The sequence below is a fragment of the Candidatus Omnitrophota bacterium genome (assembly GCA_041650805.1).
In the GTDB taxonomy this organism is placed as follows: domain Bacteria; phylum Omnitrophota; class Gorgyraeia; order 2-01-FULL-45-10; family 2-01-FULL-45-10; genus JBAZKM01.
Genome location: JBAZKM010000006.1, coordinates 66,785 through 88,332, shown reverse-complemented (window position 1 = coordinate 88,332; position 21,548 = coordinate 66,785). Strand labels below are relative to the sequence as shown.

Below are 21,548 nucleotides of genomic sequence, written 5' to 3'. Positions count from 1 at the left end.
CGTATAATTAAATTTTTTATACTCATTTTTGCGCACCTCCTAAAAGAAATGTATCGAGCAAGATAAGGTTCTTCTTTGTACCCCTGACCGTTGCTTTAAAATCCTCGTGATTTTTTTCTGCCGGGTCTTTTATTGCTGCCACTTTACCATTTGGGTCACTGGACTGATAAAAGTCCGCCAGAGTAAGACCAACGAACTGGTTTGTAAAAGCATTGCCTCTGAATTTCTGAGCCTCCGGAGAAGATATCTTCTGATAATAAAAACCGATTATCCTGCCGCTAGGATCAGTGGCAAGAATTATCTGTAGCGTACCAAAAATACCTTTCTGGTTAACTCCGTGCACATATCCTATGACGTCTTTGCCGTTAAGAACTGTATAATATGAGTATGGAACATCCAGACTTTCATAAACGGGATCAAATATATCGCCCAACTTTTCTTCAACCTCTTTTTTTAACTTCTCCCCGCCTTTCTCTTGTATCGTGAAATAGTCTGTCTTATAGCCGGTCGATTGCGGGAAAAGTTTCTGAATATCCCTATCAGGGTCATTCAGCTCACAACCGATTGCTGCAAAAGAAATACCGTAAACGAAGCTTATAATTGAAACGTTGATCAGGATTATGGACATTACTCCCTGCGCTTTATTTTCCATAGTAATAGAATTGCACCGTAAATCCGGTGTCCCTCTCTTTGTGATATTGGTTAAGGTCATGGGTAAACGCGGCGCGAAGCGTGATTGCCTGGCTTGATTTATATGAAATCCCTACGCTTAGCGTAGAGTCATCCGTTCGACTCGCACCCAGGTCATTCACGAAAGACTTAAATTGCATTTCAAATTCCCAGTTTTGACTTTTCGGCGGCGTATAATCAGCTTCAACCAGATACCCCATCACATTATTATTATTATTTACGCCAAAAGCTCCTTCTCCTTTAAGGATGAATGAATTCCAATTATAAAGAAGATCGAATCCTATCCGCTGTTTTTGCATCGCCTCGTTCGATAAAAGACGATTCTTGGGAAACGTAGACATCCCTTCCGTCTCCAGTGCATTTCCGTAAAGGGCCGAAACACCGTATTGAAATTCTCTCCCGGCCGGCGTTCCTACGCGGACCGAAACAAGATAGCTTGAGTCGATCCTGCGTATGCTCATCCCCGAACCGAGCGTCAAGGCCACCCAATAGTCAAATGCGGCTAATGAACCCCTGAGCCCTGCTCCCCAATCCCTGGTAAACCCAATGTTTTCCATCGCCAAGGTCTGCAGGATTGTGCTATGAACGTCTATCACCTGTTCTAATCCGAACGCCGGCTCAAAATGCCCGGCCTTTATCTTAAGAGCGTTATTTGCCCTGTACTCCGCCCAGGCGTTATGGATCTCGCATGACACGGCATCGCTGAACGGCTGATTGGGATCATAAGCGCCGCGAACCTGTAAATCGGTTGTCAAGAAATCGCCATAATCACTGGAAAATTTTCCGAAATGCTCGAACCCGGCTGAATTCGATAATTCCTGTGTATGCCCAACCCAGCCCTTCTTTTGAGAATGTCCGCCAATAAGATTGAGTTCTTTATAGAAAAGGAAATCGCTGGCGAACACCGTGCCATTGAGAGACAGCGAAGTAACCACTGCAATGAAAAGCGATCTATTTTGGAGTTTCATACATATATTATATCTCTATGATGGTAGAGCGACAAACTATATTAACATATTTCCTTTAGAAAATCGTCTTTCCCCGATTCCTCGATCAATGCCCCGAGCCGCTGTCTTGATCTGGCATGATCTTTATAAAATTTTGCTGCCTTTTCTATAATATGCAAGACCTCGTTTTCAGTATAAATTTTATCAAGTTTAATGCCGGTCCTGGGTGTCCTGCCTCCGCTGCCTCCGATATAGATTATATAGCCGATCCCTTTCGCCGCGCTATCAAACTGGCCATGTACCCCTATTTCGGTGGCTTGCGGCCGCGTGCAGGCATTGGGACAGCCGGATATAGCTATTTTAAATTTATGAGGCAAGCCTAAGCCGCACTTCAAGCCCAACTCTTTTTCAATTCTGGAGGCCAGAGAAAATGTATTTACGAGACCCTGTTTGCACCAGTTATTGCCGGGGCATACCGTTGTCACCCTGAGCCTCGGCCCTGATGTGCCTGTATCGATGCCGGCTGAAACGGTCTCATTTTCGACTGCTTTTATATCCTCATATTTAACAAACGGTATCTCGAGCCCCTGCCGTGTCGTGGCATGCACGATCCCCCGGGCGTATCTTCGCGATATCCCGGCCAGGGCCGTAAGTTGTGCGTCGGAAAATACGCCGGTTGCCGGCATCCTGGCCCTTAAAACAAAGAATCCCTCCTGTTTTTGTTTTAAGAAGCCGCGTTTTTTTAGATCATCGTAATCGATATTCTCCGGCGTCATCTTATGATCCTCCTGAATGCCGCGTCGGCGGCCTTTATGGTGCTTTCGATATCCTTTTTGGTATGCGCGAACGACAGAAAGTTTGCCTCAAACTCAGAAGGCGCCAGATACACGCCCTTCTCCAGCATAGTCCTATAGAAGAGCTTGAAATCGCTCTTTTTTGCAAACTTAAGGCTGAAGATGCTGCCATATGAATCGATCTTTAAGACCGCATTATATTTTCCAGCCATCCTCCATATATTCATGACAAGGTATTTTGCGAGATCTTCGATCTTCCCGTAATTATCCTCCTTTTTCTTAAGCGCCTTGAGAGTTGCTAGACCTGATTGCGCCACGACTGGGTTGCCTGCAAACGTCGATGCCTGGTATACCGCACCGATTGGCGCCAGATGCCTCATGATCTTTTCACGGCCGCCGTATGCGCCAATCGGCAGGCCCCCTCCTATGATCTTGCCCAGCACGATAAGGTCAGGGATAACGCCGAATTTCCGGGCGGCCGAACCAAATCCAAAACGAAAACCGGTGATGACTTCATCAAAAATCAATAGTGCCCCATATTTTGCAGTCACTTTTCTCAGTCTCTTTAAATAATCTATATCCGGCGGAATAACGCCGTAATTACCGCCGACAGGCTCAATCAATACAGCCGCGACCGAGCTGCCCGATCTTTTAAAGATACTTTCTACGGCCGTGATGTCGTTAAGAGGCGCAACGATCGTGTGTTTGGTGAAATCCCTGGGGACACCCGCACTTGACGGGATGCCAAGCGTCGCAAGCCCTGAGCCGCTTTTAGTAAGCAGGTAATCTGCATGGCCGTGATAAGCGTTCTCAAACTTTATAATCTTGTCTCTTCCTGTATAACCTCTAGCAAGTCTTACTGCGCCCATTACGGCTTCTGTGCCTGAGTTGACAAACCTGATCTTCTCGGCAAATGGTATTGCCGCACGTATAAATTTCGCTAATTCTACTTCTTTTATATTAGTGGCTCCAAAACTAAAACCACCGCAAGCGGTAGCTTTGACCGCATTCACGACCTCGGGTAGCGCGTGTCCCAGGATTAGACTTCCCCACGAAAGCACGTAATCGATATACTCATTATCATCATGGTCATAGACCTTTGAACCGCGGCCTTTTTTTATTATAATCGGATCACGGTCTACATAATTGAAGGCGCGCACAGGGCTATCCACGCCGCCCACCAGATATTTTTGCGCCGTCCTGAATAATTTTGAATTTACGGTTTTTTTAGCCATCGCGCTATATCCCTTGCATGATATGTAATGATGAGATCCGCGCCTGCGCGTTTTATCGAGGATACTATCTCGAATACTATCTCCTTCTCGCGCCATAGGCCTTGCCTGACCCCATGCTTTACAAAAGCGTATTCTCCGCTCACGTTATAGGCGGCAAGCGGTATACTATACTCTGATCGTGTCTCTCTGATGATATCGAGATAACTGAGGGCAGGCTTGACCATAACAATATCCGCGCCTTCCCCGATATCATCTCCTATTTCGCGCAAGGCATTTTTCCTGTCCCGGTAATTAAGCTGATAGGCGCGTCTGTCACCGAATGCAGGGGCTGATTTGGCCGCATTCCTGAATGGGCCATAAAAATTAGACGCAAATTTTGCGGAATACCCCATTATCTTCGTCTTCCTATGCCCGTTTCCATCCAGAGCTTTCCGTATAGCTTTGACCTGTCCTTTTGCCATCGCTGACGGAGCTACATAATCTGCGCCCGCCTCTGCATGCGCCACCGCGATCCTTGAAAGAGTTTCGAGCGTCGCCTTGTTGTCAATTTGTTTATCTCGTCCTTTCAGTATCCCGCAATGACCGTGGTTCGTATAGGCGCACAGGCAGACATCCGTCATAACCTTTAACCGAGGAAAGCGTTTTTTTATCTCCCGGACAGCCGAGCTGACTATGTTATTTTTCAAATACGCGAAACTTCCCTGTCCATCTTTACCGGCAGGAACACCGAAGATCAATACCTTGTTTATGCCTGAACCGGCAAGCCCATCCATATCTTTCGCCAACCTATCTATGGAAAATCTGAACTGCCCGGGAAAAGACCTTATCCTCTCTTCTATACCTTTGCCGCCGGTCACAAAATATGGACAGATCAGATCATCTGTTTTTATACTTATGGCCATATAGCCGCCTCCCGTACTTCACGACGCCTCCGACAATAAATACTGCCGGAGACCTGACCTGCTCTTCTTTCGCTTTTTTCGTTATATTAGCGAGATTCCCTTCTACGATCCTCTCTTTACCTGTAGTCGCTCTTTCGATAAAAGCGCACGGGGTCTTCCTGCTCCTGCCGGATCTGAGCACAGCATTGATGACATTTTCTATATTTGCCACCGCCATCAGATATACTAGAGTATCGCACTCCGGCGCGTCAAGCGGCTTGCCGTTTGATTTTCTTCCCGTCAGAACGGCAACAGAGGAATATATGCCTCTACGCGTTAACGGGATCCCGAAGCTTTCCGGGGCCGCGAATGCGGACGTTATACCCTGTATGATCTCAAAATCTACACCTTTCTTTCTTAAATAGAGCGTTTCTTCAACGCCCCTGCTGAAGACGAGAGGGTCGCCGCCCTTCAGGCGTACTACGTTATTGCCTTTCCTTGCTTTATCGAACAGCAATTTATTTATCGCGCCCTGTTCTAAAAGATGGAAGCCGTCCGATTTACCCACACATATTTTCTCGGATCTTTTTTTAGCCAAAGTGAGCAACCCGGTATTCGCCAGAAAATCATATATGACAACATCGGCCTTATTCAAAGCCTTTACGGCCTTTACCGTAATAAGCTCCGGGTCTCCTGGACCTGCCCCGACTATATATACCTTACCATTCTTAGTTAGCATCTATACCCCTGAAGACCCTTAACAGATCTTTCCTGTCAGTACGCACCTGGACTGCCAGGCTGCCTTGCAGAGGGTGCGGTTCTATGATTTGTCTTGGTATAATCTCCGTGATCCTGTGTTCAAGCCCAAGTCTTATCAATGCGGCATGCGCTACGATAATAGCGTCAAACTTCCCGCTATCCAATTGTTCCAGCCTTTCATCGATGTTGCCTCGTATGTCTTTTACGACTAGATCAGGTCTGAAACGAATAACAGCCTCTTTACGTTTACGACTGCTCGTTCCGACAATGGCTCCGGCCGGCAGCCTTTCTAAAGTAAGGCCTTCTCTCGATACGAGGCATTCGAAATGGCTGATCGAGCGCGTTGTAGCCGCTATGCACAATTTGCGGGGCATTACAGTCTCAAGATCCTTGGCGCTGTGCACCGCCGCGTCGATCCGGCCATCCAGTAGGGCCTCTTCGATCTCGCGCGTGAAGAAGTCACTGTCCTCCCTGCCGGCCAGAGATGAGGTCTTGTCCGTGTCCCCGCGCGTTTTAATCCTCATCACCTCGAAACGCACGGACGGCAAAAGAGATTTTATCTCTTCAACCTGTTTAACGGCTAAAGGACTCGGACGCGTGCCTATTTTTAACGTCAGCATTTAAAGTTACCTCATCCATGTTTCTCAATACGATCCTCTCTACATCCTTTACAGCAGGCTCTATGTCGCGTGGCAGCGCGAGATCGTAAACATATAAGTCCTTTTTGCGCAACATCGCTATCTTCAAAAAATAGTTCTTACCCAAAATCCTGTGCGGGCTTGCCGTAGCACTTATTAAAACATCTGCATCCACAAGGCGGCCTGGCAATTCTTTTAAGAAAAATGAGGCACCGCCGGACATTTCCGCAAGGCCGGAGGCCTTTAGGATATTCTTGCGTGCCGCAAAAGAGAGCCTTGCGTAGTGCGGCTTATATTCGGTAAAGAGAGCTGCGATATTTCCCGTACCTATCACGATTATATTTAAAGGCCTATCAAGCTCCAGCTCTGTCAGTATCCTGTCATATATAAGAACTGCTATATTTTTTTCAGGCTTATTCAGCCCGTTCTTCATCCTTATATCATGGGCTGCCAACAATGCATCGTGTACCAGGTTGCCTAAGGCTTCGGGGAAATCCTGCCGGCCTGCCCAGGTGCCTATCTGTCTATATATCTGTAGCTCTCCCGTGATCTCGGACTCAAGGCCTGCGGCAAGACGCACCAAATGCCTTAAAACGTTATTTTCGCCATAGGAAACATAGGCCCTTTTAAAGAGCGGAGCGAAGCGGCTTTTTAAAGCATTGGCCGTCTTTTCTACATCAGCGGCGTTCTCGGCAGTGCCGTAGACCTCAAAACGGTTGCAGGTAGAAAATGTTTCTGCGCGGCCCTTGGTATGTTCCGCCAAAAATCCGTTTATCTCTGCCCGTTTCCAGTATACGGCTTCCCGTATATCAATGGGCGCTATTTTGTGGTCTATTCCTATAAGATAGAAATACATCCCAGTGCTCCTTCAGAAAATTTTTGAGATCCCGGCTCAATACCGGATCCCTCCCATCAGTATAAACAGCTACTATCGCTCTCTTTTTCTTTAACACGGCCGGTGATACGAAATTGCTCCACTTCGGATCGTCCACTGCATTTACCAGCATTCTTTCTTCGCGCGCCCATGCGCTCACTTCTCTGTTAACAAGTTTGTCCGACGTGGCCGCTATCACCATATACGCACTTTTCACGTCCTGTCTCTTGACCAGCCGTCTTACCCATTTGATACGGCCCATTTTTACCAGACCGCGCAGTCTTTCCGTTGTTTCGGGCGCGATTACCGTAACGCAAGCGCCGGCACTTATCAGTGACAAGGCTTTGCGTGTCGCGATCTTTCCTCCTCCGGCCACTATAGCTTTCTTATCGTTTATCTTTACCGCTATCGGATAGCATTTCATTCAATCATTTCCTTGATTTCAAAGGTCTAGTATGTATACCGCACTCGCCACCGCACTTCGATGTACCTATCCAGCGGCCGGCGCGCTCGTTGTCGTCGTTCGTGATCTTGGTACACGGAGAGCAGCCGAGTGACCGGTAGCCTTCCGCGTAAAGCTGATTAACGGGCACCCTGTAGAGAGCCAGATACTGCCAGACCTCCCGTTCTTTCCAGATCAGTATCGGATTGAGCTTTATCAACCCCTTATCTCTCTCCTCTACCTCCTGGAAATCGGTGCGCGTCCTTCCCTCGGTGCAACGAAGGCCCGTAACCCAACAATTGACACCCATCTCCTCTATTGCGCGTTTTACCGGTTCTACTTTCAATATATCGCAACACCTGTCCGGATCGGTTTCGTAGAGCTTATCCGCAATCGGAAGATCGTTCTTATACACCTTCGTCTCAGGGTATTTTTTTACGATCTCATCCATGAACCGCACTGTTTCTTTAGGCTTAAACCTTGTTGTGACAATAAACCCTCGTATTTTTGTATTCACCCGTTTTGCAAGGTCCCATACGGCGACGGAATCCTTTCCTAGCGAATTCGCTACCACGAGCCCATCGCCATAACGCGCATAGGCTTCCTTTATCAACTGCTTTGATCTTTCCACCTTTTCTTTGAAGTTCAATGTTTCCACCAGATGCTTCAAATCATATTTATTGTCCAAAATACTCATCTTATCCTCCTTTTTATATTTGATAGTCGGCAACGACACGTCCAGCCTTCACCCTGTTCCAGAACCGCTCATGGAGATAATACAAGGTTATCTTCGTAAAAACTTCGACGAACCCGATCGAAAGCGCCATCTTGAAATGACCTGTAATAATCCACGATACAACTATTGTATCGATTGTACCGGTCAACCTCCAGGATGCGGCTTTAGCTATGCTGCGCCAATGCTTATCAAAAATCACGAAAAGCCCTCCTCATTTCTACTGCTCACAATCTATATCATTTATTTTCAACAAAAAACCCGCTGCTTTACAATTTGCCCTCAAGCAGCGGGTTGATCATTCCTATGTGATAATACACTCTATCGCATAAAATGTCCCTCCGCGCCGCGAGGGCATCGCATGTCCATACTACACATCATCATACTGTAAGAATAAACTGTCATCTCGCTGTTCCTCTAAATAGAATAAGCCGGTATTTGTTGGGCCATACTGACCTCGAAAGCCAGGGCTTCAAAAGTCACGTTGTCGATAATATCTGAAGTCGCCTTAGTGACATCCTGCCACACCTTTCTAAACGCACATTTATGCATATCGCCACAGTTGGAATATCCCTGTCTTGCGCATGAAACGGGCTCTATGGGACCATCGATAAATCTTATCACCTCTCCCACCGTTATCTTACCGGGCGGCCTGGATAATAAATAGCCGCCTACACTGCCGCGCCTGGACTCCACAAAACCGCCCTTCTTCAGATCCAGCAGGACCTGTTCCAGGAACTTGATAGGCGCGTCTATGTGTTTGGCCAACTCATGGATCGTCACTACATCTTTGCCATAGTTCAGGGCCAAATCGAGAACTGCCTTAAGGGCATAATCTCCTCTATATGTTACTCGCATAGTAACCTCCCATATCTACTATCTCTACTAACATAGTAGAGTATACACCATTTTTGAGATATGTCAACTCTTTATTTAAAATATTTTGTTCGGGATTAGGTCAATCTTTTTATTATCTCTCCTGCCGCCTTCCTGCCGGAGAAGAGCATCCCTCCAAACGTGGGACCCATGCGGGGTATGCCATAAACGGTGGCCGCGGCCATACCCATGACATATAAGCCCGGATATACTTCGCCTGTCTTTTCGACCACGAGATCTTCCGATGTACACACATCCATAGGCCCGTATGTCTGGATCTTTAAGAGCCCTCTCTTCTCAAGGCTCTTGGCTACCCAGGCATCGTGGCCTGTGGCATCAATCACAACCTTTGACTCCAAGGCGATAGGATCTACGCAGGTGATCTGCCTTGGCAGGGCTGAGACCGGCGACCAGTTAATGACCGCACCCTCAACCCTGTTATTGCGATGGACAACATCGTCAAACTTGGTCAGGTTCAGTATTTTAGCGCCTGAATCGCAAGTCGCGGAGATAAGCTTTGAGCAAGCGGTAGGACCATCCGCAACGAATAAGCCGTCCTCTACCTCTTTATAAGTTATCTTTAATTCATCAAGGATAGTGTCTGACGGAGCCCTGAAGGTCAGGGTATTCATAAAATAACCACCGATCCAGAAGCCGCCTCCTATATAGTTGTTACTTTCTATGATAAGCGTTTTGAGGCCTGCATTAGCTAAATCGCGCGCTGCGATAAGGCCGCTGGGGCCGCCACCTACCACCATAACGTCAGAAACGATATACTCATTAAACCACTTGGTAAACTCACCTACGATAGCCCTGCTTACCTGAGACTCCGTTATCTTCTTAAACATATCCCCCCCTATTTCAGTAGATCCGGAGAATAGCTGCGGAAAAATAAAAAACCCTTATGCCGATCGCATAAAGGTTATCAGTTCTCATGCCCCCTCTCCCTCCGCTGGTATTATCCAGATCATTCTACTTCGCTCAAAGCCATCCGGCTTTGAGCTTCGTAGTAATGATTCCTGCGAAGCCCTACCACCGCCTAACCGGTGACGGGCATAGCAGAATCAGGTTCATCGGGTAATCCGCTCTGCGCTTGAAGAGCGCGTGCGGAACTCTCAGGCCGCTTTACGACCTCCCCACATAACAACGTTCCTATTAAATCACGAAATCATTTTTATTTCAAGCAGCAAAAAATTTTGGATATATAGGCGGACATTTTGCCATTCTACTAAAACGATCCTAAACTATTTCTTCTTTCCGATCAGGAAGTAGAGGACCATGCCTATAACAGGCAATACGAGCACCAATATGATCCATAACGCTTTTTTCCCTGTATCTACGGAGCTCTTCGCGACATCAACGATAGCAATAATATCCAATACCAATACAACAAGCCCTATCAATGCCCCCATAGCTACCTCCTCTTCGATTTCGGATGTTACTTACCAAAACTGCCGAGCTGTTTCTTCACATCTTCCATCTTAGCTTTCGCCTGCGCAGCTAATGCGTTCTTTGCCTTCTCGAGCAATGCGCGCGCTTCCTGATGCCCTCCATGAAAATTTTATTTACCAAATTCTTTCTTCGTCTTCTTAGCTTTTCTTTCCATCTCTTTTTGTTTTTTCTTCGCTTCTTTCTCGGCCTTTCTTTTTGCCTTCTCGGCTTCCCTCTTGGCTCTTTCCGCTTCCTTCTCTGCTTTCTTTGCGGCTTTTATAGCATCTTTATCCTTCAAATCTTCAGTTCTCTTAAATCTTGCTTTTTCACTGGCGTGTTCATATGCTTCTTTGTTGGGATCGGGGCCGCCTTTGCTTTCATCTGCAGCAAATATCGGCGTCGTGCCGGCAAAAAACATAACTGCTATGATCCATACGGCTATCCTTTTCATCATGGTTGCCTCCTTTCTGTTACCGAATTTTATTTTTTGTGTACTACTATCTTATCGCCGGTAATTTTGGAATTCGGCACGATGATCTTCTTATCTTCGGCTGTCAGGATCGTGCTGAATATCTGAATCTCCTTGACCGTACCACTTGCCCCTCCTGCTTCTATAGCATCGCCCGCTTTAAATGGTTCAAACATGATGATCATAACTCCCGCCGCAAAATTCGCAAGTGATCCCTGAAGCGCCAAACCTACAGCCAAGCCTGCCGCGCCGATAATTGCGACAAAGGAACTAGTCTGTATACCGAGCTTGCCGAGAGCGGCAATTATCACAAATATCAGTATTGCATAGTAAATCATATTTTTTGCAAACGAGGCGAGGGTAGTTTCCACCTTTGATTTCTGCATCGTTTTCTCGATAAGGCCGGCGACAATTTTAGCGACCCATTTACCGATCACAAAGATCAATATGGCCGCTAATAAGCTTAAGCCATACTGTATTATATAGCCATATACCTTATCTAACGTTGCCTGCATAACAACCCTCCCTTCTTAATTATCCGGTTGAATTAAACGGGTTCTTAAAATTGGGGTCCCACTCGCATGAGTTAATGTGCGCTCGAGGTTTTGTCGTGTTCTTCGATGCGTCGATCGAGATTATTAGTCAATCCGACGAAGTTTAGTGGCCCGCCTTCGCATTCAACGGAGCGCAACAGAATGCTTCGGCGGGCTCATCCGCCGTCGCCTTCAGCATATTATAGCATGATGGCTATGGCGGATAAAATCCGCCGAAGCATTCTGTCACTTTACGCCTTGAATGCGAAGGCGGATGGGGTCGCTCCCCTTCTCACCTGGGGACAGACCTATGTAAATCCTCAAGTATCTATTATAGCCGAAATACCCTTGTTATCAATGAAATTCCGCTATTCTCATAGTATGGTCCCTATGAAAAATGTCCGATTTGTCCTGTCTTTTTTGTCCAGGAATGATGCAACTCTTTTAGATACAAATTGATAGCTAATGTCCTCTTCAAATAGGTGGACATTTCAACATACTAATACCTTCTCGATAATAGCCTATCGGATTGATCAACAACAAAATCAAATATTTGGTTATATTTTAGCGATAAATCTCGCTTGGACTGAACATTATCTATTACAATGAATAGAGAGGTTATTTTCAGTTTGACTGTCTTATTTTTCGATATTTCGATCGGCTCTTTACGAACATCAACAAAAAAGTACTTTAGATCTTTATAGGCTGCATTTCTATATCCACTCAGGGCTTCTGCGATACTACTAGCTAAAACCTTGTTAGGAGAAACTATTACACTAAAATATATGAGACCAGTGATATTCTTCCTGCATTTCTCTAGGATTGTTTTATAAATACTCCCTACACCAAACCAGTAGGTATAGTGAGACCCAATATTGCGAAGAATACTTTTGGATGGTTTCCAAAAAACCAGATTATCGGAATAAAAACCAGTTTGCCCTTTGACTAAATACTGCGCATCTCTTTTCTCTTCTCTAGTACTATGCCTATCCCCTTCCCTTTCTCTAGGAAACTTATGAAATTTATATTTCCTAAAATAACTTTCTAATTCTGTCTTACAATATTGAACTTTTTCGAATAACGATAAAGAAGCAAAATGAAGTTTTTCGTTATCTAGAACTGCTATTTCTTTCCGCATCTTCTCAATGGGCCTCATTATGTATTCTATTCTTTTCCTGAGCTTCTTTTTAAAGACAGCGTCATTGTAACTAACCCACGGTATAATATTCTTTACCTGTACGTCAAAATGCGCTCTAAAATTACCGTGCTCATCCTCCGGCTTATGCTTAAAATGATCTTTTCGCATAATATAGATAACGGGTATGCCTCTCTCTGCATACCCAGCCTCATAATACACGCTTGGTCGCGCGAATGTTAAGTCTGCAATACAAAAGTCTGCAGAATTAATTTCTTCTATAATTCGAGTAGTAATATCATCATTATGCTGTATGCGATCAATCCTTCGAGCAGCAATATTCTTGCTTTTTAACATGGGTAACAAAATACTATCGTAGATTTTGTCTGTATCAGGATGGTCGAAAGCCATAGCTATGAAACATGCTATTTTATTCATCGACATAGGAATTTATACTTTTTTACCTTTTTTGATATCTTTGGTGGTTTTCGCGCATAGTAAGTCACCCATCTTTGCGCTAAACTTAACCATTGGCCCCGATCCGTAATGATCAATTTTATGATGCAGCTTTTTTAATGAGCCTGGCTTTAGGATATAAGCTTTGTGTAGGCCTTCAAGATCGATATCTCGAGCTTTCATATGCTGCTCGAGTTGACACCTTGTTTCCTTGTCTACCTTTTCAAACATCTCATTTCTTGGCCTTAATTCTGTATAATCAACTTCGGCTATATGTGTAATCCCGCTTCTTTCCCGAGGTAAATGCGTTCTAAGGAATGCTATGTAGCGAGCATCAGGACCACTTCGGCTTTGCACTACTATATTTCTTTGGAGAGTCATTTGCCAGAATGCGGGATTTGTAAATACGACGAGAACGTCTGATATGTTTTTGATTTTTTGCTCATTTATAACTTTTTTACTATGCATAGCGTCTCCTATGTAATCACTAAATAATTCTATTAGTCGCCTATTTTTTCTTTTACAACTCACCACTAGCGCTAACAGATTTTCCCATGAAAAGAATTCAAATTCATTAGCGCTTCTACACAAGCTTCTTTGTATGCTATCTATTTGCCGCTTATCTATCGAATCCTTCGCCACATATACTAAGTGCGTACCGCCTTCGTACCCATCTTCTTTATGCCTGAGAATATCGTTATAAGGCTTAATTTGAGCTATGATTCTCTCGGTCTTGGTTGGAACTATTTTCGACTCAAGAAAAATAAGATATTTGCCCGGTATCTCTAACTGGAGATCAATAATACTAGTTTTTGATTTAAACACATATGGAACTAGCGTTTCGATATCAACTCTTTTTAGTTCCTGTTTATTAAGCTGAATCCCTAATTTGCTTAAGAAATGACGCAGAATCTCACTATCCTCTTTAAGCAAAAAACCAAAAGCCGCGGAAAGCTGATCTTCGTCTTTGCTTACTTTCTTTAGCAACTTGAATATATTGTCGGTTAGCATAAGATTTTCTACGCAGTTTTGGACGCTTCACTATAAATTGAAGAAGCCAGCTTCTTTTCTTCATCTGTCACATTATGAAAATGGATCTCTGTCTGAAATGCTGGCCATTTACCAGTATCGCGACGCAATGCAAAAACTATTTCTGCTTCAATCGATTCTACATAATGCATAGATTGGCCTGGAAAACACCACACCAGAAGATCAATTTTATCGACTAAATCCCTCCATCGATATCCGTGGTATCCACCTCTCCCCTTAGCACTAAACCCATAACGCAGCCGGTTTGCAATGCTTTGTGACGCAATCCCTATATATATGATTTCACCGCGATTTTTTATAATATAAATCTTGGGTAAGCTTTTGGATGTAACTGGCCGTAGAAATGTTTCGGTTTTAGCAAATGCCTCGCCCTTGGTTTTGTATTCTAGGAATGATATTTTTCTATTTAAAAGAATCATCCGATAGTGACAATATTCTTTCATAAGCCCTTTATCTTTTCGCTTCTTTGAATGGTCTTTTCACTATGATCTGTATATATTATATCACCCATTTCTGTAAAATAATCAAAATCATCTCCCAAAGGCGCTATTTCTTTTTTTAGGTCAGGCGTGAACAAATAATACCAATCATAAGAACCACCGTATAGGAAATATCTGTGTTGATTTGTGATAATGTACCCCTTATAGTCACTCTCTCGATCATCGAATGTTCTAGCTGATAAAATTATCTTTGTATCATTACCAGGGCCTAACATCTTTGCATTTGAACCGTCTGCGTTCATTACATATAAAGCATCTGATGTCACCCACTCAGAGGCTTCGAAATATACCTTATCGCCATCTGGTGAAAGCTGCATACTATTTATATGCGCAACAGAGTAGTCTGGATCCGGACCGTCAATAGCTGCGTGCTCTGAGCGAAACAACATAATTGCGCCGGTACCATCAGTTTTAACGCGCCAGAGCTCATCATGAAGTAACCCATCTTTAACTACTGCCCCTTCGCGTGGATAGAACTTTTCCCCAACCCATTTACCTTCAGAGCCACGAATGAAGTATATCCACCTGCCATCTGGATGTAGCATAGGGTTATTATCATGATTACTTGATGTGATTTGCATGCTCTTTCCATTATTAATATAAAAAATGTTGCCGTCTTTAACACTAACAGACGCTGCATAAACCTCTGCACAAATCAACAGACTCGCTAAAGCCATAGCAGCGCACATCTTTCTTAATATAGGCATTGTTCACTCACTCCTTGTTAAGCATTCCATTTAAGAATGCATAGTCTAGGGCCATTGTATTACCATATTGATAACCCCTACCCCACCTTTCGATTATTGGGGTATCCATAAGCAATAATAGCTGATATTTTGCCCAATAATCATCTGGGTGCTGGTCTATATGTCTCTCGATAGCCTCAGCCACCCCCAATAGTACTTCGTTATAATGATCGTTTGGCATAGTCGACCAGTTCGAAGCACCGTTGTTATAAGATTGCTCTAGCGTACGCCACTGTAGATAAATGCGTTGAATCTGTGGAGTATATTGTTTTCGATTGATAAAATCGATCAGAAGGCCTATTAGATATTCTTCATTGCCTCCACGCTGGCTCAAAGGGCTATCCTTAACAATATAACAATCAGCAATTCTAACAATGATACTGCCTTCGGCAGGCTTGTTTTTATATTTGCTTAAAAGAGGCTCCAAGATCTTAACAGCATCTTGATATTTTTTCTTGTCAATATATGATAGTGCCTGCTTAAATGCAGTCTGGTCTTTGCTATCAGTAAAAAGCCGCGTTTCTTCATTTGCCAAACTAAAATCTATGCCGAGCTCCGGGATAGATAGGTACTTATCAATTTTCGACTTCAGCTTGTCATTAAAAGCGCCTACCTCCTTCCAAAAATCATCAAATTCTTTGTCTCGCGCTTTCTCATCCTTCTTTAGAATGCCATTACAATTATCTATTAACTTATCAATAACCCCTAATAGGTCTGGTTTTAAATCGGCGATTTCTTGAGGCAAATCCAGCGCACTTAGTTCCTGCTTTAATTTAATTAATTGGTTAACATCATCAACAGGCTCAACGTCAGGGCGGTCCTCAATTTTAGCCATGTAGTATAAGCGCAGTTCATTCTCTATTGCTTGAACTTGCCTACCTATATATTCAAGCCTAATGATCCCTTTCTCCATACTACTCATGCCACTAGCAAATGAGTTTGACGCGATACAGCTTACAATTATTAAAATCAATAATACATTACGCATATTGTTTCCTTTCCTCCGTTTAATCAAAGCCATAATATTTATGCCAGCTATCGCTTCTCAGTATGTGGGGCTCGTTCCTTTCGGAGGCCTTCACAAAATCTCCATTTTTATATTCAAATATATCAAAATGGTATTGGTCAAAGTACAAATGCCCGCCAGGTTTATCAGAAAACCCATATCCGACTTCAACTTTATTATCAGGCAGTCTTCGCGCAATACCTTCAGCTTCCCCCTCAAATCGTTTCAATAACACTAGCTTGCTATCGTTTATGATCTTATAAATATCAAGGCGCTGAGAAAAACCATCCGCCCATGCGAGATTATATCGTAGCCATATTTCGGGGATACCATCACCATCCAAATCATAAAATTCAATAGGCCATACATAATGCAAAAAGTGATCATCAGTATTAAGGTCAACTATCGGAAACCGCCTTAAGGGTTTATTGTCCTTCAGAATGCCTGAAACAATGCGTGGCTGTTTTACACTAGAGCCCAGAGGCACTACGGAAATCATGATATCTTTTTTTATTACCGACCAAGTCTCAAGGCGTGGTGAAATAACAAGCGATGCGAAATATTTGCCATCAGAACTAGCGTTTACCTCAAACTCAAGAGTGTTCTCATCGACTCCTTCATCTGGAATGCTCCACATTAAACCCGGCGCGCGAAAATAGAAGTCTAAGAATTCATCGGTATACTGACCTGATATGAATGCGGTTGACCCGGCCAAATCTTTCCTCTGCTTAAATAGCGGAATTAGATCGTTATAGCCATGCTTTGAATCTTCATTGGTAAATGCGAGGCCCATATATCGAGCAAGATAAAAATCTGATTTCTCAATGTTGTTTTCGGCAATTGCATGCGACGCTTTTTGATAAATCGCGTCTAACTCCTGATCGATTGCAGCGTTTTGAGCATACATCGGAACTGCAACCATGACCCCCAATACAACCAACGCCATTATCTTCATATACACGTCTTTACTTTTACTCATCATTTCCTCCATAGATTATCTTCGGTGCGTTAGTAGCTAATGGGTTATTAGCGCTTTCAGAACTGACGCTGCTTCCATAACGACCTACTGGATTATGTACGCTATCGGGAGATACGGAACTGCCATATCTTCCCACAGGATTACTTATCGAGTCTGGATCTAGCGTATTACTGCTCACCTTACCTAAATAGTGCCCATCCTGACTATATAGCTTAGGTGTATCTGTAGCAAGCGAATTACGGGCGCTATTCGGGCTTACAGAGCTTCCAAATTGGCCTACAGGATTATTTATACTAGTTGGCGATACAGTGCTGCCGTATTGACCAACAGGATTACTTGTAGAATCTGAGGCAATCTTGTTTGTACTTAATCTTCCCAAATACTTTTCTTCGGCAAAAGCTAATGAACAAGCTAATACCATAACTAATGTTATGCCTGCTATTCTTCCCATATCGCCCTCCTCAAAATAGAAAAACCTCCGCCAGCCACAAAATTATGGCTAGCGAAGGTTTTACTTTTTTAAAGTCCAGGTTCCCCCTTGAAACACAGGACTGCTACTACAAATGAAACTGTCCATTGAAACAATCCGCCAGGTGCAAAAACTTGTGAAATTATGTTATCGGCTTAAACTACAAGCCGTATATGTCTTATAAAACACAAAAACCCTCGGTGGCATACTTACCCACTCGAAGGTTTTTCTTTTTTAACGTCCGGGATTTACCCCTTCCAACATCGGGACGACTTCTATCTGTGGATATAAGTATACCACGCTTGTATCATTTGTCAATATTTTTCGTGGCTTAGAATATTTTTGGCCACCCAAGATTTCTATGGTAGTCGCCATACCAATCGTCTCTGTCACCTCCAACTATTGTCATAGTTATCGTCCTTGGTTTCTCCGCAGCTACCTGTACGGCCATCTCAAGCGCATCTAATCCGTCATCATACTTTCCTTTTGGAAAGTATCTCATCTGCTCAAGCAAAAGCCTTAAGAACTTAGCGAATTTGATCGTACCATTCTTCACTAACGGCTGCAACGCTTGTATGCGCTTTACCTTGTCGCTTGTGTTAGTCACTTGCTCAAATGGTGCATACTTGCTCTGCTTTCTTGCGCTCTCAACGAGCTGGTCATACAACATCTTCTGAAACTGATTTATTTCAACTGCGAAACGTACGAATTTATAACGCTGGCAATAGGCCAGGATGTCATCTATTGTCTCGGTTGGAGTCCGGCGCTTGATATCCGCTTCGATAACGTACAAAATACCATCTCGTTTGTCTCGAACCACAATAACAATTGCCGAGTAATCACCTTTAAAGTTTTGACCCCCTAGAGACGGATCGCACGCTCCATAAAATTCCGCATTATCACCCAAAGCATGTAGTAGATTCTCAACGCTATGGTATATGCCGTCCCAATAGTGAAGATCATCGGCATTAAAGATACATAGCTTCGAGTCAAGTGGGCTGTTCATTAGCTCGCTCATGAAGGAAATCTCGTTCTCCTCACGTGCAATCATGAGATTATGCAGCGAGTGACGCTCAGGCCAAAGAAGCACAGCTCCTTCATCCATAGCCTGCGTATTAGCCTGATAATACTTTAGCGCTGCCTCTATACCGCTTATATTGTCGACCTTCTCACGGTTGTTATAGATATTACGCCACTTCTCCCAGAGATCTATGCGAGTAGGCCAGGCAATAAGTGCCTTATAAACCTTACTTACCCACCCCGGGTTTAGTTCGGGGTTAACATATTCGCTCAAAAGGCAGTATGGGTGGTACAAATTACCTATATATAGGATATTGGTTGATTCCGAGCCTGCTCGCAATACCGACTTACTAAACCAATCCTTTAGCTTGTCTCTTGATTCAGATGAGAATGTATTCTCAGGGCTTTCCACGTCATCAGCGACAATAAGCGTAGGCCTGGCAGAGCCATATCTTCTTCCTCTGATCTGCTGGCCACTACCTAAAGCTAATATTTCAACTCCATTTCTGGTGATAATATCATCCTGTCTCCAGCGCGGTGGCTTAGGCCTGCCATCTGCCTCGAATATATTAGGAAAAGCAGCCTTCAAGCGCTCATTCTCGGTTAGCTCCTTTCTGATGTTCTCAAGAATCTGCTTTGCCTGCGATGAGGTATTGCTTAATATCACGATAAACTTTTCTTTTGCATAGCAGATAGTGTAAATTACATAGATGAGGGTAATTAGAGTCGACTTACCAAAATCTCTAGGCGCTGCTATGGCGAGCTTACAGTTACGCTTCTGAGTAATTTCCTGAAGCAAGTCATATATCTCATGGTGGGCCCGGGAAGGTGGGTACTTTAAATGTTCCGGCATGAAATACTTAGCAAAAGCATATATAGATTTCTCCCCTGCCTTACGCATCACAGAATATGTATCATTAAATAGATTATTTGTCATTTTGATTCTCCTTGTCTTGTTTGGGTTCCTGCTGCTTTTGAGATAATTTATTTACCTGCTGTATAATCTCTGCTTTCTCAATCTTATCCTTGAGGCGCTTAAGCTCCTCTTCTACCTCTGGAGACGCTTGACCGGCTTCCTTACTTACCACCTCAATCTCAATTATCATCTTTTTGATTTCCTCAATAGACTTCTCAGAATCATCAGAAAGATGATGGTATAGATCTCCGGTGATTTCCGTAGGACGCTGCGGAAGATAACCTAATGTTTGCAGTCGCTCGATCATTTCGTTTAGGACCCTCCAAGCGGAAAACTCGGCCTGAACCTTCGCTACAGCTGAAGTTTCTTTATTGCGTGCAAGGCGCATGAGATGTCCATGATGTAAACGCGCCTTGTGAACAAGCTCACCAATAATCTGCTTCGCAAAATTAACATTCGGTGTCAGAGCGTTCCGTTCTCTGATAGCCTGGATATCTCGAGTAACCGTTTTTATACTGACCTTTAGGTACTGCGCGATAACAGCTTCTGTCATTGCTTCGCCCGACAAGACCTCAACACACTGAATTCTTTGATCCTTAGCAAGAAACTTCGGATCAAAGAGACCGTCCTTAATGCGTTGAATAAGCGCCAGTATTGGCTGCTCATCAGGATTTTGATTTACGGTTTCTGAAGTCATTTTGTAACCTCCTTAGAAAAGTAGCGTTCACGGATTTCAGGTGAAAGCTTATCGATGTTTACTAGGTTTCCATACCTTTTTACGCAGACGTCAATGTAGCGTGCATCTCTATCGCAGCCGTAACAGCGCCTGCCAAGGCTTTCCGCTGCCAAAAGGATCCCTCCGCCTCCGAGAAATACATCCAAGACAATATCGTTAATCTTGGAGCTATTTCTGATGGCGTGCTGACCTAACTGCACAGGTTTTTGCGTAGGATGGCTATAAGCCTTAGTTGAGTCTCTATGCACCTCCCAGACATTGCTTTCGGCAGGCTTACCTGCCCAATAGTGAGGCGCTCCCTCAAGCCATCCGTACAAACACTGTTCCGTCCTGTAGCAGTAATCTGCATATGTGATTGCCGGCGACTCCTTCAACCAGCAGATGATGCACGAAACGTGAAAGTTTAGGTCAATTAGACTTTGGCATAATGGTGGTATTTGGCGTAATCCCTGCCAAATGTAAAACGCAGCCCCTGGTCTTACACAGTGCTTGATATTGGTAAGCACCTTCTTCATCCATATCTCATATTCTGCCTGAGGCATGTTATCAGCATAGATCTGAGGCCATTTCCGCGAGTCTTTGGGACGCGTATTAGGATCAGGCTTATCCCCTCCGCCATAGTTCACATTATAAGGATAGTCTGTATCGACCATATCCGCCTTTTCACCGTTCATAAGCCTTGCTAGGTCTTCCGGGTTCGCTGAGTCTCCACATAATATCCTGTGCGGACCCAAAATAATCAGCTCCCCCTCTTTTGTTTCAGGCGTTATGATAGCCTCAGCCTCTTTCTGATAGTCCAGGTCATCGTCATCTGCCAAATCACGCGCCTGGTCAATATAGTGGCTGATTTCCGGCAAATCAAAACCGGATATAGAAATATCCAAGTCCGGCATCTTCATAAGCTCATCCAATAACGCTGCAAGTTTATCCTCATCCCATAGGCCGGATGCTTTGTTTAAAGCGAGATTGAGCAACTTCTCTTTCTCCAGACCTAAGCTTACTATGCTTGCCTCGATCTCCTTTAAGCCGTATGCAATAAGAATTTTTAATCTTTGATGCCCCCCTACCAAATTTCCTGTCTTTTCATTCCAGACAATCGGATCGATATATCCAAAAGTATCTATGCTTTTTTTAAGCTTTTGGTACTCTGGATCGCTCGGCTTGAGATCCACGCGCGGATTGTAAGTAGCGGGATTGATCTCTGACACAGGTACTTTTCTTATTATCATTTTG

26 protein-coding genes are annotated in these 21,548 nt (G+C 44.0%); all 26 read right to left on the bottom strand.

The window, feature by feature from the left end:
- Positions 1-22 precede the first annotated feature (22 nt).
- The 26 genes from WC515_05630 to WC515_05505 all read right to left on the bottom strand — a co-directional run bounded on the left by WC515_05630 (position 23) and on the right by WC515_05505 (position 21,544).
- Positions 23-652, bottom strand: coding sequence for a hypothetical protein (locus WC515_05630; GenBank protein ID MFA5146829.1), 630 nt, complete (start codon positions 650-652; stop codon positions 23-25).
- Positions 642-1,658 (bottom strand): hypothetical protein, encoded by a 1,017-nt coding sequence (locus tag WC515_05625; GenBank protein ID MFA5146828.1) that lies wholly within the window; start codon positions 1,656-1,658, stop codon positions 642-644. Before WC515_05625 ends, WC515_05630 begins: the two co-directional genes overlap by 11 nt.
- A 41-nt stretch (positions 1,659-1,699) precedes the next feature.
- On the bottom strand, positions 1,700-2,413 hold the full coding sequence (locus tag WC515_05620; protein MFA5146827.1) for a hypothetical protein: 714 nt from the start codon (positions 2,411-2,413) through the stop codon (positions 1,700-1,702).
- Positions 2,410-3,666: a glutamate-1-semialdehyde 2,1-aminomutase gene (locus tag WC515_05615; protein MFA5146826.1), complete on the bottom strand. Its 1,257-nt coding sequence runs from the start codon at positions 3,664-3,666 to the stop codon at positions 2,410-2,412. Before WC515_05615 ends, WC515_05620 begins: the two co-directional genes overlap by 4 nt.
- Positions 3,648-4,568 carry a porphobilinogen synthase gene (gene hemB, locus WC515_05610; GenBank protein MFA5146825.1) on the bottom strand — a complete coding sequence of 307 codons (921 nt, stop codon included), beginning with the start codon at positions 4,566-4,568 and terminating at the stop codon, positions 3,648-3,650. The genes WC515_05615 and hemB overlap by 19 nt, the downstream gene beginning before the upstream one ends.
- On the bottom strand, positions 4,543-5,286 hold the full coding sequence (gene cobA / locus WC515_05605; GenBank protein ID MFA5146824.1) for a uroporphyrinogen-III C-methyltransferase: 744 nt from the start codon (positions 5,284-5,286) through the stop codon (positions 4,543-4,545). Before cobA ends, hemB begins: the two co-directional genes overlap by 26 nt.
- The gene (gene hemC, locus WC515_05600) at positions 5,276-5,926 is read right to left on the bottom strand and encodes a hydroxymethylbilane synthase (GenBank protein ID MFA5146823.1); all 651 of its coding nucleotides are present in this window, start codon (positions 5,924-5,926) and stop codon (positions 5,276-5,278) included. Before hemC ends, cobA begins: the two co-directional genes overlap by 11 nt.
- Positions 5,880-6,800, bottom strand: a complete 921-nt coding sequence (locus tag WC515_05595; GenBank protein MFA5146822.1) for a hypothetical protein — start codon at positions 6,798-6,800, stop codon at positions 5,880-5,882. The genes hemC and WC515_05595 overlap by 47 nt, the downstream gene beginning before the upstream one ends.
- Positions 6,754-7,242, bottom strand: a complete 489-nt coding sequence (locus WC515_05590; GenBank protein ID MFA5146821.1) for a bifunctional precorrin-2 dehydrogenase/sirohydrochlorin ferrochelatase — start codon at positions 7,240-7,242, stop codon at positions 6,754-6,756. The genes WC515_05595 and WC515_05590 overlap by 47 nt, the downstream gene beginning before the upstream one ends.
- A gap of 4 nt (positions 7,243-7,246) precedes the next feature.
- Positions 7,247-7,957: a phosphoadenylyl-sulfate reductase gene (locus WC515_05585; GenBank protein ID MFA5146820.1), complete on the bottom strand. Its 711-nt coding sequence runs from the start codon at positions 7,955-7,957 to the stop codon at positions 7,247-7,249.
- A 13-nt stretch (positions 7,958-7,970) separates the two neighbouring features.
- Complete coding sequence (locus WC515_05580) at positions 7,971-8,195, bottom strand: DUF2061 domain-containing protein (GenBank protein MFA5146819.1); 225 nt, start codon at positions 8,193-8,195, stop codon at positions 7,971-7,973.
- A gap of 215 nt (positions 8,196-8,410) precedes the next feature.
- A complete protein-coding gene (locus WC515_05575; GenBank protein ID MFA5146818.1) occupies positions 8,411-8,851 on the bottom strand; it encodes an Rrf2 family transcriptional regulator in 441 nt (146 codons plus the stop codon).
- Between the two features lie 95 nt (positions 8,852-8,946).
- Positions 8,947-9,717 carry a sulfide-dependent adenosine diphosphate thiazole synthase gene (locus WC515_05570; protein MFA5146817.1) on the bottom strand — a complete coding sequence of 257 codons (771 nt, stop codon included), beginning with the start codon at positions 9,715-9,717 and terminating at the stop codon, positions 8,947-8,949.
- A gap of 396 nt (positions 9,718-10,113) precedes the next feature.
- Complete coding sequence (locus WC515_05565) at positions 10,114-10,281, bottom strand: PLD nuclease N-terminal domain-containing protein (protein MFA5146816.1); 168 nt, start codon at positions 10,279-10,281, stop codon at positions 10,114-10,116.
- A 149-nt stretch (positions 10,282-10,430) separates the two neighbouring features.
- Positions 10,431-10,754, bottom strand: a complete 324-nt coding sequence (locus WC515_05560) for a hypothetical protein (GenBank protein MFA5146815.1) — start codon at positions 10,752-10,754, stop codon at positions 10,431-10,433.
- Between the two features lie 26 nt (positions 10,755-10,780).
- On the bottom strand, positions 10,781-11,284 hold the full coding sequence (locus tag WC515_05555; GenBank protein MFA5146814.1) for a mechanosensitive ion channel domain-containing protein: 504 nt from the start codon (positions 11,282-11,284) through the stop codon (positions 10,781-10,783).
- Between the two features lie 517 nt (positions 11,285-11,801).
- Entirely contained in the window at positions 11,802-12,881 is a 1,080-nt protein-coding gene (locus WC515_05550; GenBank protein ID MFA5146813.1) for a hypothetical protein, read from the bottom strand.
- 6 nt (positions 12,882-12,887) lie between these two features.
- Positions 12,888-13,880, bottom strand: coding sequence for a PD-(D/E)XK nuclease family protein (locus WC515_05545; GenBank protein MFA5146812.1), 993 nt, complete (start codon positions 13,878-13,880; stop codon positions 12,888-12,890).
- Positions 13,881-13,912: 32 nt separating this feature from the next.
- Positions 13,913-14,386: a hypothetical protein gene (locus WC515_05540; GenBank protein ID MFA5146811.1), complete on the bottom strand. Its 474-nt coding sequence runs from the start codon at positions 14,384-14,386 to the stop codon at positions 13,913-13,915.
- Positions 14,383-15,150, bottom strand: a complete 768-nt coding sequence (locus WC515_05535; GenBank protein MFA5146810.1) for a hypothetical protein — start codon at positions 15,148-15,150, stop codon at positions 14,383-14,385. The genes WC515_05540 and WC515_05535 overlap by 4 nt, the downstream gene beginning before the upstream one ends.
- A gap of 7 nt (positions 15,151-15,157) precedes the next feature.
- A complete protein-coding gene (locus tag WC515_05530) occupies positions 15,158-16,177 on the bottom strand; it encodes a hypothetical protein (protein MFA5146809.1) in 1,020 nt (339 codons plus the stop codon).
- A gap of 19 nt (positions 16,178-16,196) precedes the next feature.
- The gene (locus WC515_05525; protein MFA5146808.1) at positions 16,197-17,150 is read right to left on the bottom strand and encodes a hypothetical protein; all 954 of its coding nucleotides are present in this window, start codon (positions 17,148-17,150) and stop codon (positions 16,197-16,199) included.
- A 16-nt stretch (positions 17,151-17,166) separates the two neighbouring features.
- The gene (locus WC515_05520) at positions 17,167-17,625 is read right to left on the bottom strand and encodes a hypothetical protein (protein ID MFA5146807.1); all 459 of its coding nucleotides are present in this window, start codon (positions 17,623-17,625) and stop codon (positions 17,167-17,169) included.
- Between the two features lie 349 nt (positions 17,626-17,974).
- Entirely contained in the window at positions 17,975-19,600 is a 1,626-nt protein-coding gene (gene terL, locus WC515_05515; protein ID MFA5146806.1) for a phage terminase large subunit, read from the bottom strand.
- On the bottom strand, positions 19,590-20,276 hold the full coding sequence (locus tag WC515_05510) for a hypothetical protein (GenBank protein MFA5146805.1): 687 nt from the start codon (positions 20,274-20,276) through the stop codon (positions 19,590-19,592). The genes terL and WC515_05510 overlap by 11 nt, the downstream gene beginning before the upstream one ends.
- Positions 20,273-21,544 (bottom strand): DNA methyltransferase, encoded by a 1,272-nt coding sequence (locus tag WC515_05505; GenBank protein ID MFA5146804.1) that lies wholly within the window; start codon positions 21,542-21,544, stop codon positions 20,273-20,275. Before WC515_05505 ends, WC515_05510 begins: the two co-directional genes overlap by 4 nt.
- Between the last annotated feature and the right edge of the window lie 4 nt (positions 21,545-21,548).

Excerpts from the sequence above, each read along its gene's own strand:
- WC515_05615 (MFA5146826.1), bottom strand. The coding sequence starts at position 3,666 with ATGGCTAAAAAAACCGTAAATTCAAAATTATTCAGGACGGCGCAAAAA.
- WC515_05555 (MFA5146814.1), bottom strand. The coding sequence starts at position 11,284 with ATGCAGGCAACGTTAGATAAGGTATATGGCTATATAATACAGTATGGC.
- cobA (MFA5146824.1), bottom strand. The coding sequence starts at position 5,286 with ATGCTAACTAAGAATGGTAAGGTATATATAGTCGGGGCAGGTCCAGGA.
- WC515_05510 (MFA5146805.1), bottom strand. The coding sequence starts at position 20,276 with ATGACTTCAGAAACCGTAAATCAAAATCCTGATGAGCAGCCAATACTG.
- hemC (MFA5146823.1), bottom strand. The coding sequence starts at position 5,926 with ATGCTGACGTTAAAAATAGGCACGCGTCCGAGTCCTTTAGCCGTTAAA.
- WC515_05505 (MFA5146804.1), bottom strand. The coding sequence starts at position 21,544 with ATGATAATAAGAAAAGTACCTGTGTCAGAGATCAATCCCGCTACTTAC.
- WC515_05525 (MFA5146808.1), bottom strand. The coding sequence starts at position 17,150 with ATGAAGATAATGGCGTTGGTTGTATTGGGGGTCATGGTTGCAGTTCCG.
- hemB (MFA5146825.1), bottom strand. The coding sequence starts at position 4,568 with ATGGCCATAAGTATAAAAACAGATGATCTGATCTGTCCATATTTTGTG.
- WC515_05575 (MFA5146818.1), bottom strand. The coding sequence starts at position 8,851 with ATGCGAGTAACATATAGAGGAGATTATGCCCTTAAGGCAGTTCTCGAT.
- WC515_05630 (MFA5146829.1), bottom strand. The coding sequence starts at position 652 with ATGGAAAATAAAGCGCAGGGAGTAATGTCCATAATCCTGATCAACGTT.
- WC515_05585 (MFA5146820.1), bottom strand. The coding sequence starts at position 7,957 with ATGAGTATTTTGGACAATAAATATGATTTGAAGCATCTGGTGGAAACA.
- WC515_05570 (MFA5146817.1), bottom strand. The coding sequence starts at position 9,717 with ATGTTTAAGAAGATAACGGAGTCTCAGGTAAGCAGGGCTATCGTAGGT.
- WC515_05590 (MFA5146821.1), bottom strand. The coding sequence starts at position 7,242 with ATGAAATGCTATCCGATAGCGGTAAAGATAAACGATAAGAAAGCTATA.
- WC515_05560 (MFA5146815.1), bottom strand. The coding sequence starts at position 10,754 with ATGATGAAAAGGATAGCCGTATGGATCATAGCAGTTATGTTTTTTGCC.
- WC515_05595 (MFA5146822.1), bottom strand. The coding sequence starts at position 6,800 with ATGTATTTCTATCTTATAGGAATAGACCACAAAATAGCGCCCATTGAT.
- WC515_05520 (MFA5146807.1), bottom strand. The coding sequence starts at position 17,625 with ATGGGAAGAATAGCAGGCATAACATTAGTTATGGTATTAGCTTGTTCA.
- WC515_05530 (MFA5146809.1), bottom strand. The coding sequence starts at position 16,177 with ATGCGTAATGTATTATTGATTTTAATAATTGTAAGCTGTATCGCGTCA.
- WC515_05620 (MFA5146827.1), bottom strand. The coding sequence starts at position 2,413 with ATGACGCCGGAGAATATCGATTACGATGATCTAAAAAAACGCGGCTTC.
- WC515_05565 (MFA5146816.1), bottom strand. The coding sequence starts at position 10,281 with ATGGGGGCATTGATAGGGCTTGTTGTATTGGTATTGGATATTATTGCT.
- WC515_05535 (MFA5146810.1), bottom strand. The coding sequence starts at position 15,150 with ATGCCTATATTAAGAAAGATGTGCGCTGCTATGGCTTTAGCGAGTCTG.
- WC515_05625 (MFA5146828.1), bottom strand. The coding sequence starts at position 1,658 with ATGAAACTCCAAAATAGATCGCTTTTCATTGCAGTGGTTACTTCGCTG.
- WC515_05550 (MFA5146813.1), bottom strand. The coding sequence starts at position 12,881 with ATGTCGATGAATAAAATAGCATGTTTCATAGCTATGGCTTTCGACCAT.
- WC515_05540 (MFA5146811.1), bottom strand. The coding sequence starts at position 14,386 with ATGAAAGAATATTGTCACTATCGGATGATTCTTTTAAATAGAAAAATA.
- terL (MFA5146806.1), bottom strand. The coding sequence starts at position 19,600 with ATGACAAATAATCTATTTAATGATACATATTCTGTGATGCGTAAGGCA.